Below are 16,052 nucleotides of genomic sequence, written 5' to 3'. Positions count from 1 at the left end.
ACTATGAAAAAGTCTTTCGCGCTGTTCACCCTGCTGGCAGCCTCTTTTACCGGGTTCGCCCATGCGGATGACGCCGCTATTAAACAGTCACTGGCTAAACTGGGCGTTACCAGCAGCGACATCCAGTCTGCACCGGTTGCCGGGATGAAAACGGTACTGACTAACAGCGGCGTGCTGTATGTCACCGAAGACGGCAAACATATTATTCAGGGGCCAATGTATGACGTGAGCGGCGCGCAGCCGGTCAATGTCACCAACCAGCTGCTGATGAAAAACCTGAATGCGCTCGAAAAAGAGATGATCGTCTATAAAGCGGCGCAGGAAAAACATGTGATTACCGTCTTCACCGACATCACCTGTGGCTACTGCCACAAGCTCCATGAGCAGATGAAAGACTATAACGCGCTGGGCATTACCGTGCGTTACCTGGCCTTCCCGCGTGCAGGCGTGCAGAGCCAGCCAGAGCAAGACATGAAAGCGATTTGGTGTGCGAAAGATCGCAACAAAGCGTTTGACGATGCGATGAGCGGTAAAGAGGTTAAGCCTGCGTCCTGCGATATCGATATTGCTAACCACTACGCGCTGGGCGTGCAGTTTGGCGTAAGCGGTACGCCAGCGATTGTCCTGAGCAATGGCTATGTTGTGCCGGGTTACCAGGGACCAAAAGAGATGAAAGAGTTCCTCGACGCGCACCAGAAACAGTTTGGTGGTAAATAATCCGCGTGAAAGCCCCGATAAAATTGCGCCGCCGCGAGGCGGTTGAACCGGTTGATTTGCCAGACGATCTCCCGCCCCTGCTGAAGCGTCTCTACGCCAGCCGCGGCGTGCGCAGTGCTGAGGATCTTGAACGCAGCGTCAAAGGGATGCTGCCCTGGCAGCAGCTCAACGGCATCGAAAAAGCCATCGAAATGCTCTACAACGCGCTCCGTGAGGGAACGCGTATTGTGGTGGTAGGGGATTTCGATGCAGATGGCGCAACCAGCACGGCCTTGAGCGTTTTGAGTCTGCGCGCGCTGGGCTGCGATAACGTCACTTACCTTGTGCCGAACCGCTTTGAAGACGGTTACGGCCTCAGCCCGGAAGTGGTCGATCAGGCTCACGCCCGCGGGGCACAGATGATCATGACCGTTGATAACGGGATCTCTTCCCATGCAGGTGTCGATCATGCGCACGCGCTGGGGATCCCGGTGTTGGTCACCGATCACCACTTGCCGGGTGAAACATTGCCGGACGCTGAAGCGATCATCAATCCCAACCTGCGCGACTGCGATTTCCCGTCAAAATCTCTCGCCGGTGTGGGGGTAGCGTTTTATCTGATGCTGGCGCTGCGGACCCTGCTTCGTGATAAGGGCTGGTTCGAATCACGCGGTATCGCCATACCAAACCTGGCCGAATATCTCGACCTGGTGGCGCTGGGTACCGTCGCGGATGTCGTGCCGCTCGATACCAATAACCGTATTTTGACCTGGCAGGGCTTAAGCCGCATTCGCGCGGGCAAGTGCCGTCCGGGGATTAAGGCGCTGCTGGAAATTGCCAACCGCGATCCGCTCAAGCTGGCGGCAAGTGATTTGGGTTTTGCCCTCGGCCCGCGTCTGAACGCTGCCGGAAGGCTGGACGATATGTCCGTCGGTGTGGCGCTGCTGCTGTGCGATAACATCGGCGAAGCGCGCGTCCTGGCCAATGAGCTCGACGCGTTGAACCAGACCCGTAAAGAGATAGAGCAGGGAATGCAGGTCGAAGCGCTGACCCTTTGCGAAAAACTCGAACGCAGCGGTGAAACGCTGCCGGGCGGGCTGGCGATGTATCATCCTGAGTGGCATCAGGGTGTGGTTGGCATTCTGGCCTCGCGCATTAAAGAGCGCTTCCACCGCCCGGTGATCGCGTTTGCCCCGGCTGGTGACGGCACGCTGAAAGGCTCTGGCCGTTCGATTCAGGGTCTTCACATGCGTGATGCACTGGAGCGTCTGGATACGCTGTATCCGGGCCTGATGATCAAATTTGGCGGCCATGCGATGGCGGCGGGTCTGTCGCTGGAAGAGGCGAAATTTGACGAATTTCAGCGGCTATTTGGTGAACTGGTCACCGACTGGATAGACCCTGCCTTGTTGCAGGGAGAAGTGGTGTCCGACGGCGAGCTCTCACCGCATGAGATGACAATGGACGTGGCGCAGATGCTGCGCGATGCCGGTCCGTGGGGACAGATGTTCCCTGAACCGCTGTTCGACGGCCGTTTCCGCCTGCTTCAGCAACGTATCGTCGGCGAGCGTCATCTGAAGGTCATGGTTGAGCCCGTTGGCGGCGGACCGCTGCTGGACGGCATCGCCTTCAACGTCGATACGGCAATCTGGCCGGACAACGGCGTGCGCGAGGTCGAACTGGCATACAAACTGGATATCAACGAGTTTCGCGGAAACCGCACCCTTCAGATCATCATCGACAATATCTGGCCAATTTAGCGGCAGTAATCTCTATAAAAAAGGGCGTGGATTCGGTACAATCCCGCTCTTATCACCGCATTTTGACAAGTCCATAAAAGAAAACAGACCATGTTTGAAATTAATCCGGTAAAAAACCGTATTCAGGACCTCACGGAGCGCTCTGACGTTCTTAGGGGGTATCTTTGACTACGATGCCAAGAAAGAGCGTCTTGAAGAAGTAAACGCCGAGCTGGAACAGCCGGACGTCTGGAACGAACCTGAACGCGCACAGGCGTTGGGTAAAGAGCGTTCCTCTCTCGAAGCTATCGTAGATACGCTGGATCAAATGGCTCAGGGGCTGGAAGATGTTTCCGGTTTGCTCGAGCTGGCCGTCGAAGCCGACGACGAAGAAACCTTTAACGAAGCCGTGGCAGAACTCGACGTGCTGGAAGAGAAGCTGGCGCAGCTGGAATTCCGTCGTATGTTCTCCGGCGAATACGACAGCGCTGACTGTTACCTCGATATTCAGGCAGGTTCTGGCGGTACCGAAGCGCAGGACTGGGCCAGCATGCTGACGCGTATGTACCTGCGTTGGGCAGAAGCGCGCGGCTTCAAAACCGAAATCATCGAAGAGTCTGAAGGTGAAGTGGCCGGTATTAAATCCGTCACCATCAAGATCATTGGCGACTACGCCTACGGCTGGCTGCGTACCGAGACCGGCGTTCACCGTCTGGTGCGTAAGAGCCCGTTCGACTCCGGTGGCCGTCGCCATACCTCCTTCAGCTCGGCGTTTGTTTACCCGGAAGTTGACGAAGATATTGATATCGAAATTAACCCGGCGGACCTGCGTATTGACGTTTATCGCGCCTCCGGTGCGGGTGGTCAGCACGTTAACCGTACGGAATCGGCGGTGCGTATTACCCACATTCCAACCGGGCTGGTAACACAATGCCAGAACGACCGTTCCCAGCATAAGAACAAAGACCAGGCCATGAAGCAGATGAAAGCGAAGCTTTATGAGCTGGAGATGCAGAAGAAAAATGCTGAGAAACAGGCGATGGAAGATAACAAGTCCGACATCGGTTGGGGCAGCCAGATCCGTTCTTACGTCCTTGATGACTCCCGCATCAAAGACCTGCGTACCGGGGTTGAAACCCGTAACACGCAGGCGGTGCTGGACGGCAGCCTGGACCAATTTATCGAAGCAAGTTTGAAAGCAGGGTTATGAGGAACCAACATGTCTGAACAACAAGCACAGGGCGCTGACGCGGTAGTCGATCTTAACAACGAACTGAAAACCCGCCGCGAGAAGCTGGCAGCGCTGCGTGAGCAGGGCGTGCCGTTCCCGAACGATTTTCGTCGTGACCACACCTCAGACCAACTGCACGCTGACTTCGACGGTAAAGAGAACGAAGAGCTGGAAGCGCTGAACATCGAAGTGGCCGTTGCTGGCCGTATGATGACCCGTCGTATTATGGGTAAAGCCTCCTTCGTGACTTTGCAGGACGTGGGTGGCCGTATTCAGCTGTATGTTTCCCGTGACGATCTGCCGGAAGGCATCTACAACGAGCAGTTCAAGAAGTGGGATCTGGGCGATATCCTTGGCGCGAAAGGTAAACTGTTCAAAACCAAAACCGGTGAACTGTCTATCCACTGTACCGAGCTGCGTCTGCTGACCAAAGCACTGCGTCCGCTGCCGGACAAATTCCACGGCCTGCAGGATCAGGAAGCGCGCTATCGTCAGCGTTATCTGGATCTCATCTCTAACGATGAATCCCGCAAGACCTTCAAAATTCGCTCCCAGATCATGGCCGGTATTCGCCAGTTCATGGTGAACCGCGACTTTATGGAAGTGGAAACCCCGATGATGCAGGTGATTCCAGGCGGTGCGTCTGCCCGTCCATTCATCACTCATCATAACGCCCTGGACCTGGACATGTACCTGCGTATCGCGCCGGAACTGTACCTGAAGCGTCTGGTGGTAGGTGGCTTTGATCGCGTATTCGAGATCAACCGTAACTTCCGTAACGAAGGTATCTCCGTTCGTCATAACCCAGAGTTCACCATGATGGAACTCTATATGGCGTATGCAGATTACAAAGATCTGATCGAGCTGACCGAATCCCTGTTCCGTACCCTGGCGCAGGACATTCTGGGCACCACCCAGGTCCCTTACGGTGAAGAAGTGTTCGACTTCGGCAAGCCGTTCGAAAAACTGACCATGCGCGAAGCGATCAAGAAATACCGTCCTGAAACCAACATGGCGGATCTGGATAACTTCGACTCTGCGAAAGCGATCGCGGAAAGCATCGGTATCAAGGTTGAGAAGAGCTGGGGTCTGGGCCGTATCGTGACCGAGATCTTCGAAGAAGTGGCCGAAGCGCACCTGATTCAGCCGACCTTCATCACCGAATACCCTGCTGAAGTGTCTCCGCTGGCGCGTCGTAATGACGAGAACCCGGAAATCACTGACCGTTTCGAATTCTTCATTGGCGGCCGTGAAATCGGCAACGGCTTTAGCGAGCTGAACGATGCGGAAGATCAGGCGCAGCGCTTCCAGGATCAGGTTGATGCGAAAGCAGCGGGCGATGACGAAGCGATGTTCTTCGACGAAGACTACGTGACCGCGCTGGAGCACGGCCTGCCACCAACGGCGGGTCTGGGTATTGGTATTGACCGTATGGTCATGCTGTTCACCAACAGCCACACCATCCGTGACGTGATCCTGTTCCCGGCGATGCGTCCGGTGAAATAAGGCATTAAGATGTAAAAAAAGCCCCGTTAGGGGCTTTTTTATTGCGCGGCAAACGCTCTCAAAGCGTCTCGTGCGACCGTTGCTTCCAGCACCATCCATGGGCTGAACCCCCAGGGCGCGGCGTTTAGGGCCTGGAACAACGATTCCAGCTCAACCCATTCAAATTCCATCACTTCTTCGTGATTAATACGCAGTTCGCTGGTAATACGTGCCGCGAATACCGGGCAAATCTCATTTTCCACAACCCCGGAAGGATCGGTTTCGCGGTAGCGAAACTCGGCGGCCACGGGGGTAATCGCCGTGATTTCAGCGCCAACCTCATAGCGGCAGCGGCGGATAATCGCCTCTTCCGTCTTTTCACCGGTTTGAGGGTGCCCGCAGACGGAATTCGTCCAGACGCCCGGCCAGGCTTTTTTGCTTAGCGCGCGTCGGGTGACCAGACACTCCCCTTCGGCGTTAAACAGCCAGGAGGAGAAGGCCAGATGCAGAGGGGTTTGGGTGGTGTGTGCGGCGTACTTTTCCTGAGTGCCAATCACCATTCCCTGGTCGTTTACCAAAATAACGTGTTCTTGAATACTCATTCGTGCTCCAGTGCCAACGATGCGGATGGTTCTGCACCATCAGCAGAGCACTATTATACGGCATTCTTATACGAACGGTTTGACCCACAGAGCGGAAAAGGGCTGACCCATTTCTGCCAGGGCTGGTATCATAGGGCGCCATTCACGCTGACCGAGGATCTGTTTTGTTTGCAGGAAGCCTGACGAGAAACCCCATCATCGCCATTTTTTGCCTGACGCTGACATTATTACTGGCCGGCTGTTCGGGGAGTAAATCTTCGGATATGGGCAGCTATTCCGGTTCGGTCTACACCGTTAAGCGCGGTGACACGCTGTATCGGATTTCGCGCGCGACGGGGACCAGCGTGAAGGATCTGGCGCGTCTGAATAACATCTCTCCACCGTATACCATCGAAGTGGGGCAGAAGCTGAAGATTAACGGCAGTTCGACCTCGGGTAAAAAATCTTCTGCGAAAGGCAAAACCGCTAAAGTGACGCCATCCTATGCGGTGCCGCAGTCCTCCTGGCCACCGGTGGGTCAACGCTGTTGGGTTTGGCCAGCCAGCGGTAAAGTGGTGCTGCCGTACTCCCTGTCTGAAGGGGGGAACAAAGGCATTGATATCGCCGCTGCACGCGGTACGCCGGTTTATGCCTCAGGCGCAGGTAAGGTGGTTTATGTCGGTAACCAGCTACGCGGCTACGGCAACCTGATCATGATTAAGCATGGCGAAGACTACATCACGGCCTATGCGCACAACGACACGATGCTGGTCAATAACGGGCAAAACGTCAAAGCAGGGCAGAAGATTGCCACCATGGGCAGCACGGGAACGGATTCGGTGAAGCTGCACTTCCAGATTCGTTATAAGGCGACGGCCATCGATCCGCAGCGTTATCTTCCGGCACCCGGCAGCAAACCGAAGTGCTAAGTGATTATTTTATCGCCACTTAGTGGTGAAGAGGCTTGTATGAAGAGGCGTAAGGTCTATAATGCCTTACGCACCTCAAAGCGGGCGTAGTTCAATGGTAGAACGAGAGCTTCCCAAGCTCTATACGAGGGTTCGATTCCCTTCGCCCGCTCCACTCCTTTAAAAGCCTTGTAACCTCTTCCCTTTACCTTGAACAACAAGCTTCTGTTTTAGCTGATTATTTTTTTTGCTGGTTTATGGGATCAGTAATAAGTTTACATCTGGGGAGCGGTATAATTTTGCGTATCACATCCAAACTGATAAATCAGAGACGCATTTAGTCACTGCTGATATTTCTTATCCCGGAAAATAAAGGACTGTACTCCCTGGTGCGGTAATTAGCCATTCCAGTGATCTGGCTGGCCTCCTGTACCCTGTGACGCCTGGGCGTAAATGCAGGTCAGTATAAATACGATCAGAGAATGCTGTTGTTCGTCTTCAAAGATAAAGCTATGACGTTCAAGTCCTTCTACTACTTCCTCAAGCGACAATCTGATCATTTATCTTCCCCGTTGCAGCCTCGCATCCATGCACGACAGAAGATCCAGCCGATGACGAGCCATAGCACTGGCAGCGCCACTATTTCTAAAAAGACTTTCATTTTGCTTTGTTGTGTGATTATTACTCTGGTAACGTTTCTGGGCGGTATTATTACTGGAGAGATCGGGTGGGGCAAGTCACTAATTTTAATCGGGTATTAGTAGTGCTAATAATCTCATTCTTCTTATAAGACATAAAGCATCCGTCGCGATTCAAACCCATGATTAAAAACATATGTGTTTTTCCGAATGTGTATTGAGTTTTCGTTCATGCCGAGTATCCTGTTTGTAAATACTCAGGAGGTTTGATGTCACTAACATCCTTACAACTCTTCAAATACCTCTCCGATGAAACCCGTCTGGGCATCGTACTGCTGCTCAGAGAGATGGGAGAGTTGTGCGTATGCGATCTCTGCACAGCGCTGGATCAGTCGCAGCCCAAGATCTCCCGTCATCTGGCAATGCTACGGGAAAGTGGGCTATTGCAGGATCGTAAGCAGGGCAAGTGGGTTCACTATCGTCTTTCCCCGCATATTCCGTCATGGGCTGCTCAGGTGATTGAGCAAGCCTGGTTAAGCCAGCAGGACGACGTACAGGCCATCGCCCGTAAGCTGGCAACGGCAAATTGCTCTGGTAGCGGTAAGGCTATTTGTCTCTAAAAAAAATTTGCCTGAACATATATGATTTTTCAAATGTGAGGTGTTCAGAATGAAAACGTTAACGGTGTTTGACCCGGCATTGTGCTGCAGTACCGGCGTATGTGGTTCAGATGTCGATCAGGTTCTGGTTGATTTTTCTGCGGATGTGCAGTGGTTGAAAGGACGCGGCGTACAGGTGGAACGTTACAACCTGGCGCAGCAGCCCATGAGCTTCGTTCAGAACGAAAAAGCGAAAGCCTTCCTGGAAGCCTCGGGAGCAGAAGGGCTTCCGCTGCTGTTGCTGGACGGTGAAACGGTAATGGCCGGGCGATATCCAAAACGCGCTGAGCTGGCTCGCTGGTTTGGGATCCCGCTGGAAAAAGTGGGCTTAGCGTCCACCGGCTGCTGTGGTGGGAATACTTCCTGGTGCTGAGTATGTCGGGAGGACATATGAAATTCTTACAGAATATCCCGCCTTACCTGTTTTTTACCGGAAAGGGCGGTGTGGGCAAAACCTCCATTTCCTGCGCGACGGCTATCCGCCTGGCGGGACGGGGTAAGCGGGTATTGCTGGTGAGTACCGATCCCGCTTCCAATGTTGGCCAGGTCTTTGATCAAACTATCGGTAACACGATCCACTCTGTTAATGCCGTTCCCGGGCTTTCCGCTCTGGAGATTGACCCACAGGAAGCTGCCCAGCAGTATCGCGCCAGAATCGTTGATCCTGTTAAGGGGCTTTTGCCTGATGACGTCGTTAACAGCATCAGCGAGCAGCTTTCCGGCGCCTGTACGACTGAGATTGCGGCGTTCGATGAGTTCACCGGTTTATTGACAGACGCTTCCCTGCTGACCCGCTTCGATCACATCATTTTTGATACAGCGCCGACGGGCCACACTATCCGCCTGCTCCAGCTTCCCGGTGCATGGAGTAACTTCATTGAAAGTAACCCGGACGGTGCTTCCTGTCTCGGCCCGATGGCCGGGCTGGAAAAACAGCGTGAGCAGTACGCACACGCGGTAGAGGCGTTATCCGACCCTGCGCGTACCCGTCTGGTTCTGGTTGCACGACTGCAGAAATCCACTTTGCAGGAAGTCGCCCGCACTCATGAAGAACTGGCGGCGATCGGCCTGAAAAACCAGTATCTGGTGATTAATGGCGTTTTGCCGGCAGCCGAAGCGGAACATGACGCACTGGCTGCTGCGATATGGCAACGGGAGCAAGAGGCACTGGCAAATCTTCCTGCCGGTTTATCCGGGCTGCCGACAGATACCTTATTACTGCAACCCGTCAACATGGTTGGCGTGTCGGCATTAAAGGGCCTGCTGGACAGCCGTTCTGAGGCATTACCGCTCCCTGCAACAAACGCCCTGGATACGCCTGAAAACGCATCGCTCTCTGGCCTGGTCGAGGATATCGCCCGTAACGAACACGGCCTGATTATGCTGATGGGCAAAGGTGGCGTGGGTAAAACCACGATGGCGGCTGCCGTCGCCGTCAGGCTGGCAGACATGGGGTTTGATGTCCATCTCACCACCTCCGATCCCGCCGCACATCTCAGCACAACGCTAAATGGTAGCCTGAATAACCTGCAGGTCAGCCGGATCAACCCACACGAGGAAACCGAACGCTATCGCCGGCATGTCCTTGAGACGAAGGGAAAAGATCTGGACGAAGCAGGGAAACGGCTACTGGAAGAAGATTTACGTTCCCCCTGTACTGAAGAGATCGCCGTCTTCCAGGCATTTTCCCGCGTGATCCGCGAAGCAGGTAAGCGGTTTGTGGTGATGGATACGGCTCCCACGGGGCATACGCTGTTGCTGCTGGATGCAACCGGGGCTTATCACCGCGAAATTGCCAAAAAAATGGGCGACAAAGGCCATTTTACTACCCCGATGATGCAGCTTCAGGACCCGGAGCGAACCAAGGTGCTGCTGGTTACGCTTCCGGAAACCACTCCAGTGCTGGAGGCAGCGAATTTGCAGGCCGATCTTGAACGCGCGGGGATTCATCCGTGGGGCTGGATTATCAATAACAGCCTTTCTATTGCGGATACGCGTTCTCCATTGCTTTGCCAGCGCGCCCGGCAGGAATTGCCGCAGATTGAGGCGGTTAAGCATCAGCATGCTGACCGTATAGCGCTTGTTCCGCTACTGGCGTCAGAGCCTGCCGGTATCGAAAAGCTCAGAGCGTTGATGCGCTAATTTATTGGTTAATACAGGGCGGCAGAGCCGCCCTGTCAGGAGGTTTTATGTTACTGGCAGGCGCTATTTTTGTCCTGACCCTTGTTTTGGTTATCTGGCAGCCGAAGGGGGTGGGAATTGGCTGGAGCGCGACGCTGGGCGCAGCCCTGGCTTTAATTTCAGGCGTTGTGCATTTAGGCGATATTCCGGTGGTGTGGAATATCGTCTGGAACGCGACGGCAACGTTTATTGCCGTCATTATTATTAGCCTGCTGCTTGATGAATCCGGCTTTTTCGAATGGGCAGCGCTGCATGTATCGCGTTGGGGAAACGGTCGGGGCCGTTTGCTCTTTACCTATATCGTTCTGCTCGGCGCAGCGGTGGCTGCACTGTTTGCCAACGACGGTGCTGCTCTTATTCTGACACCGATCGTGATTGCCATGCTGCTGGCATTAGGGTTCAGCAAAGGCACCACGCTGGCATTCGTGATGGCCGCCGGGTTTATTGCCGATACCGCCAGCCTGCCGCTTATTGTGTCAAACCTGGTGAATATTGTTTCGGCAGACTTCTTCGGTCTGAGGTTCACCGAATACGCGTCGGTGATGGTTCCGGTCGATATTGCAGCCATTGTCGCCACGCTGGTGATGCTGCATCTGTTCTTTCGCAAAGATATCCCGCCGACTTACGAGCTGTCTCTTCTTAAGACACCGGCAAAAGCGATTAAAGATCCGGCGACGTTTCGTACCGGCTGGGTCGTTTTAATTCTGTTGCTGGTAGGTTTTTTCGTCCTTGAGCCGCTCGGTATTCCGGTGAGCGCGATTGCGGCGGTGGGGGCCGTCATCCTGTTTGCTGTGGCGAAACGCGGCCATGCCATTAACACGGGCAAAGTGCTGCATGGCGCACCCTGGCAGATCGTCATCTTCTCGCTGGGGATGTACCTGGTGGTCTACGGTCTGCGCAACGCCGGGCTTACCGAATACCTTTCAGGTGTGCTGAACGTGCTGGCGGATAAAGGACTGTGGGCCGCGACGCTGGGTACCGGTTTCCTGACGGCTTTCCTGTCCTCCATCATGAATAACATGCCGACCGTGCTGGTTGGTGCGCTCTCTATTGATGGCAGCACCGCAACCGGTGTTATCAAAGAGGCGATGATCTACGCCAACGTGATTGGCTGCGACCTGGGGCCAAAAATCACCCCTATTGGGAGCCTGGCAACGCTGCTCTGGCTGCATGTCCTTTCACAGAAGAACATGACGATTACCTGGGGATATTATTTCCGCACCGGGATCGTTATGACTCTGCCTGTGCTATTTGTAACGCTGGCCGCGCTGGCGCTACGTCTCTCTTTCACTTTGTAATGAGATACTGTTATGAGCAACATCACTATTTATCACAACCCGGCCTGCGGTACGTCCCGTAATACGCTGGAGATGATCCGCAACAGCGGAAATGAGCCGACCGTCATTCATTACCTGGAGAATCCGCCGTCTCGCGATGAACTGGTCAAACTCATTGCAGATATGGGGATCACGGTACGGGCACTGCTGCGTAAAAATGTCGAGCCTTATGAAGAACTGGGGCTGGCGGAAGATAAGTTTACTGACGATCGGTTAATCGACTTTATGCTGCAGCATCCGATCCTGATTAACCGGCCTATTGTCGTGACACCGCTGGGAACCAAACTGTGCCGTCCTTCAGAAGTGGTTCTGGATATTCTTCCTGATGCGCAGAAAGCGGCTTTCGCGAAGGAAGACGGCGAGAAGGTCGTTGATGAAACAGGTAAACGATTGAAATAAGTATGGAGGAGCGCATTCGCGCTTTGAATGTCGGCCTGCCATCCCGTTTAGCCACTGAATGGCAGGCCGATTTCTCTAGTTTTTCGGGAATATCCAGACATGCTTCTCTGGCAGCGATAGATGACAATGCTGCGGGTCGCGAAGCTCATTCCCGTAAGCGCGGATCACATAATCATCCCCCGCCGTGCGGAACAGGTACTCCCAGCGGTCGCCAAGATACATGCTGGTGAGGAGCGGCAGCGCAAGCTGATTTTCCCCCGGCCCCTCGACCACCGCCACGCGCTCGACGCGGATCACCGCCGTAGCCTCATTACCGCTCTGCACCCCTTCACCCGCCTGGCCCCAGAGCACCCAGTCTTTTCCTTCAATGCGTGCTTTGCCGTCGCGTACCTCGGTGATTTTGCCATGCAGGCGGTTATTACTGCCCATAAACTCGGCCGTAAACAGCGTCTTCGGTGAACCGTACATCTCCTGTGGTGTACCCTGTTGCTCAATTTTACCGTTGTTGAGCAGCAGGATGCGGTCGGAAATCGACATCGCTTCGTTCTGGTCGTGCGTTACCATCAGCGCGGATAACCCGAGCTTAATGATCAGCTCGCGCAGAAATACGCGGGCCTCTTCACGCAGTTTGGCGTCGAGGTTGGACAGCGGCTCGTCCAGCAAAATCACCGGCGGGTTATAGACCAGCGCCCGGCCAATCGCCACGCGCTGCTGCTGCCCGCCGGAGAGCTGGTGCGGGTGACGTTTACCAAGATGACCGAGACCCAGCTGGTCCAGCACATCCTGTACGCGCTGCTGGATCTCTTTAGTCGGGACTTTACGCAACTTGAGCGGATAGGCCACGTTTTCAAATACGGTTTTGTGCGGCCACAAGGCGTAGGACTGGAACACCAGCCCCAGGTTACGCTCCTCCGCCGGAACCTCGCTGCGCGGCGTACCGTCGTAAACTTTATTTTGACCAATGACAATCGACCCCTGGGTCGGTTTTTCCAGACCCGCGACGGCGCGCAGCAGGGTGGTTTTGCCGCTGCCGGAAGGGCCCAGCAGGGAGACCACTTCGCCGCGTTTCAGGTTCATGGAGACCCCTTTTAAAACAGGATTGTCGCCGTAGGTTAAGTGCAGATCGTCAACCGCTAATTCAATCATGTAATTTCACTCCGAAACGAAGGGCAATGCCCAGACCTACCACGACCAGCAGGATATTAATGAAAGAGAGCGCCGCCACGATATCAATTGCACCCGCGGCCCACAGGGAAACCAGCATCGAGCCGATGGTTTCCGTGCCGGGGGAGAGCAGGTACACACCGGTTGAATATTCGCGCTCAAAGATCAGGAACATCAGCAGCCATGAGCCGATAAGCCCGTAGCGGGAGAGCGGAATGGTGACGTGGCGGGTGATCTGCCCGCGCGTCGCGCCGGTGCTGCGCGCCGCCTCTTCAAGCTCCGGCCCCACCTGCAACAGCGTGGAAGAGATGAGCCTCAGTCCGTAAGCCATCCACACCACGGTATAAGCCAGCCAGACGCTAAAAATGGTGCTGCGCAGCGAGCGCAGCCAGACGATGACGTTTTCGCGCATCCAGTCGGTCCAGACGAATCCGGAAAGCCAGCCGGATTTCAGGGCGTTATCCAGCCACATCGGCAGGAAGAGAAACACCCACAAAAAGGCCAGACCCGCCAGCAATCCCGGCACGGCGCGCGGCACCAGCACGCTGTAATCCAGGAACCGCGTGGTGTTGTCCGGTTTACGGTGCATGGCAATACCAACAAACAGGTAGCACGCGACGGCCAGTGCGCCGCCAATCACGCCAATCGACATCGAGTTGACGATGGCGCGCAGCAGGTTAGGCTGCGCCCAGATGGTGCGAAAGGTACTCAGCGAAAGCTCATCCCACAGTGAAACGCCCACCCCCCAGTTGGAGATGAACGCGCGCAGCACCACGCCAAGCAGGGGAACGCCGATGGTGACAGTCAGCCAGAAGGCGACCACCGCCCCGGCCACCCAGCGCCATTTACCCAGTGGTAACGCGCGAGCCTGAGAGGCTTTCCCTTTCATGGTGACAAAGCGGTTGGCGGTGCGCATCAGGCGACGCTGGAGCATGACCAGCGGGATAGTGATGCAAATCAGCACCACGGCGACCGCCGCCATCAGATGATAGGAAGGCGTTCCGAGCTTGTTCGTCAGCTGGTACAGATAGGTCGCCAGCACCATGTTGCCTTCCGGATCGCCAAGTACCAGCATCAGACCAAACACTTCCAGCCCGAGGAAGAACAGCAGCACGATGGCGTACAGGATGGATGGCCGCACCATCGGCAGGCTGACGGAGGTCATCACCTGCAGCGGAGAGGCGCCCGCGGTGCGCGCGGCTTCTTCCACATCGGAGCCCACGCTACGCAGCGCGGAGGAAATATAGAGATAGGCATGCGGAACATGCGTCAGGCCGGCAATGACCACGATGCTCGACATGTCATAGATGTTCCACGGCACAAAGCCGATCAGCGCCTGTGCCCACAGGGACAGAAAGCCCACCGGACCGGCAGCCACCACATAGCCAAAACCCAGCACCATCGGTGAAACGAAAATCGGGACCAGGATCAGCGGTTCGATCAGGCGTCGGCCTGGCAGATCGGTACGCACCATCAGAAACGCCAGCACGCCACCCAGCGGAATGGCAATGATGACCAGCCCGAACGCGAGAAGAAAGCCGCTTCTCAGGGCCTTGTAGAAATCAGGGTCGGTGAAGATAAAACCAAATGATTCAAGGCTCCACTCTTTTGCCGGGGAAAAGAACGGAGCGGACAGGAAGCTCTGTATCACGATAAACGACAGTGGCGTATAGATAACCAGGGCGGTTATCAACACGACAATACCGCGCGGCAGGCTTTGCCACTTTCTGCGTAATGTATTCATGGGGTATCCCTGGTGTTGCAGCCCGGAAAAATGAACTCAGTCAGATGAACAGACGCGCGACGGCGCACGCCGCCGCGCCAGGACGCTTATTTGGCGGCGGCTGCACGCCACTCTTTGATGTACTCCAGGCGTTTCTTCGGTTGCAGATACTCCAGCAGCGATTCATCAACCGGGATCGGCTTCAGCGCATTGCCGAGGATTTTGGTCAGGCCGTCGATATCGTTTTTGCCTTCGATATCGTTACGAATGGATGGAATGTCCGCCTGATTTGCCAGGATGCTTTGGCCTTTTTCAGACAGCACATAGTCCAGCCACAGTTTTGCCGCATTGCTGTTTTGCGCCTGCTGGCTGATGAACGACACGCGCGACAGCACCAGGGTGTAATCTTTTGGATAGGATATGCCGAGCGACGGGTCGTTCTTCGCACGCGCTTCAGCGTAAGAACCAAGGATATTGAAGCCGATCAGGTTTTCACCGGAGGAGACCCTCTCCATCATGGTGCCGGTAGACGACTGCACCGCTAAGCCACCTTTGGCAACGTCGGCCAGGGTTTTAAAGTAATTTGGATCGGCCTTGTGATCCTGCACTGAGAGCATAAAACCAAGACCTGATTTCTCAATGTCATAGGTGGTGACTTTACTCTTGAATTTATCCGTCTGGCTGGCAATCAGCTTCGCCAGCGCGGCGTGTGAATCCGGCACGTCACCGGCCGGGATCATGCGTTTATTGTAGATAAAGACCACCGGCTCATAGGTGGTGCCGTACGCCTTATCTTTCCAGACCGCCCATTTCGGCAGCTGGCTCTGCTCCGGCGATTTATACTCCATAGCGTAGTCAGCGGCGAGCTTCAGTCCGGTGTCCATGGACGAGCTCCAGACCACATCACCGCTACCGCCACCGGAGGCCTGTTCGCTGATAAAACGGTTGTACAGTTCCGTGCTGTTCATGTCGTTATATTCAACTTTGATGCCTGGATACGTTTTTTCGAAGCCTTCGATCAGCGGCCCGGCGGCTTTGGTGTCGGTGGTGGAGTAGATGACAACTTTGCCCTCTTTCGTGGCGGCATCGACAACCTTTTGATACTCAGCCGGATAGCCCTGCGGCAGGGCAGACAGCGCAGAAGCGGAGAACAGGACGGTAGCGGTAATCAGAGAAATTCGGAATGTGTTCGACATTATAGTTAACCTTTTAGTTACATTTGAGGAACTAATTGTCAACATAGCCTATCGGCCTCCACCCACAATAGGGGGAAGCGGGCGATGATTCCGAAGTGTGATTGTCACCGTCGTT

At 54.9% G+C, this 16,052-nt stretch carries 14 protein-coding genes and 1 tRNA gene; 11 read left to right on the top strand and 4 right to left on the bottom strand.

Going from position 1 to position 16,052, the window contains the following annotated elements:
* Positions 1-3 precede the first annotated feature (3 nt).
* From dsbC to lysS, 4 genes are all read left to right on the top strand, one after another.
* On the top strand, positions 4-717 hold the full coding sequence (dsbC, locus tag L383_RS09840) for a bifunctional protein-disulfide isomerase/oxidoreductase DsbC (protein ID WP_014885133.1): 714 nt from the start codon (positions 4-6) through the stop codon (positions 715-717).
* Between the two features lie 5 nt (positions 718-722).
* Positions 723-2,456 carry a single-stranded-DNA-specific exonuclease RecJ gene (gene recJ, locus L383_RS09845; protein ID WP_023331239.1) on the top strand — a complete coding sequence of 578 codons (1,734 nt, stop codon included), beginning with the start codon at positions 723-725 and terminating at the stop codon, positions 2,454-2,456.
* 90 nt (positions 2,457-2,546) lie between these two features.
* A protein-coding gene (gene prfB / locus L383_RS09850) for a peptide chain release factor 2 (protein ID WP_096059326.1) occupies positions 2,547-3,645 on the top strand; the annotation gives its coding sequence in 2 pieces (ribosomal slippage) (positions 2,547-2,621 and positions 2,623-3,645; 1,098 coding nt in all).
* Positions 3,646-3,654: 9 nt separating this feature from the next.
* Positions 3,655-5,172, top strand: coding sequence for a lysine--tRNA ligase (gene lysS / locus L383_RS09855; protein WP_014885130.1), 1,518 nt, complete (start codon positions 3,655-3,657; stop codon positions 5,170-5,172).
* 38 nt (positions 5,173-5,210) lie between these two features.
* Here the strand turns inward: lysS and idi are convergent, their stop codons facing one another.
* The gene (gene idi, locus L383_RS09860) at positions 5,211-5,753 is read right to left on the bottom strand and encodes an isopentenyl-diphosphate Delta-isomerase (protein WP_023331238.1); all 543 of its coding nucleotides are present in this window, start codon (positions 5,751-5,753) and stop codon (positions 5,211-5,213) included.
* Between the two features lie 164 nt (positions 5,754-5,917).
* Here idi and actS point away from each other — a divergent pair, with 164 nt between their 5' ends.
* The 7 genes from actS to arsC all read left to right on the top strand — a co-directional run bounded on the left by actS (position 5,918) and on the right by arsC (position 11,854).
* Positions 5,918-6,661, top strand: coding sequence for an amidase activator ActS (gene actS, locus L383_RS09865; RefSeq protein WP_023331237.1), 744 nt, complete (start codon positions 5,918-5,920; stop codon positions 6,659-6,661).
* Between the two features lie 80 nt (positions 6,662-6,741).
* Positions 6,742-6,815, top strand: a tRNA-Gly gene (locus tag L383_RS09870).
* A 732-nt stretch (positions 6,816-7,547) separates the two neighbouring features.
* Entirely contained in the window at positions 7,548-7,898 is a 351-nt protein-coding gene (gene arsR, locus L383_RS09875) for an As(III)-sensing metalloregulatory transcriptional repressor ArsR (RefSeq protein ID WP_014885112.1), read from the top strand.
* A gap of 49 nt (positions 7,899-7,947) precedes the next feature.
* The gene (gene arsD, locus L383_RS09880) at positions 7,948-8,310 is read left to right on the top strand and encodes an arsenite efflux transporter metallochaperone ArsD (protein ID WP_023331236.1); all 363 of its coding nucleotides are present in this window, start codon (positions 7,948-7,950) and stop codon (positions 8,308-8,310) included.
* A gap of 17 nt (positions 8,311-8,327) precedes the next feature.
* Entirely contained in the window at positions 8,328-10,079 is a 1,752-nt protein-coding gene (arsA, locus tag L383_RS09885; protein WP_023331235.1) for an arsenite efflux transporter ATPase subunit ArsA, read from the top strand.
* Positions 10,080-10,126: 47 nt separating this feature from the next.
* Complete coding sequence (gene arsB / locus L383_RS09890) at positions 10,127-11,416, top strand: arsenite efflux transporter membrane subunit ArsB (protein WP_023331234.1); 1,290 nt, start codon at positions 10,127-10,129, stop codon at positions 11,414-11,416.
* A gap of 12 nt (positions 11,417-11,428) precedes the next feature.
* Positions 11,429-11,854, top strand: coding sequence for a glutaredoxin-dependent arsenate reductase (gene arsC / locus L383_RS09895; RefSeq protein WP_014885108.1), 426 nt, complete (start codon positions 11,429-11,431; stop codon positions 11,852-11,854).
* Positions 11,855-11,929: 75 nt separating this feature from the next.
* On the opposite strand, the gene L383_RS09900 is transcribed toward arsC, so the two are convergent.
* From L383_RS09900 to L383_RS09910, 3 genes are all read right to left on the bottom strand, one after another.
* Positions 11,930-13,000, bottom strand: a complete 1,071-nt coding sequence (locus tag L383_RS09900) for an ABC transporter ATP-binding protein (protein WP_023331233.1) — start codon at positions 12,998-13,000, stop codon at positions 11,930-11,932.
* A complete protein-coding gene (locus L383_RS09905; RefSeq protein WP_023331232.1) occupies positions 12,993-14,762 on the bottom strand; it encodes an ABC transporter permease in 1,770 nt (589 codons plus the stop codon). Before L383_RS09905 ends, L383_RS09900 begins: the two co-directional genes overlap by 8 nt.
* A gap of 86 nt (positions 14,763-14,848) precedes the next feature.
* The gene (locus L383_RS09910) at positions 14,849-15,937 is read right to left on the bottom strand and encodes an ABC transporter substrate-binding protein (protein WP_023331231.1); all 1,089 of its coding nucleotides are present in this window, start codon (positions 15,935-15,937) and stop codon (positions 14,849-14,851) included.
* Between the last annotated feature and the right edge of the window lie 115 nt (positions 15,938-16,052).

The sequence above is a fragment of the Enterobacter sp. MGH 37 genome, from assembly GCF_000534515.1.
Taxonomy (GTDB): domain Bacteria; phylum Pseudomonadota; class Gammaproteobacteria; order Enterobacterales; family Enterobacteriaceae; genus Enterobacter; species Enterobacter kobei.
This window is presented reverse-complemented; position numbering and strand designations above follow the sequence as displayed.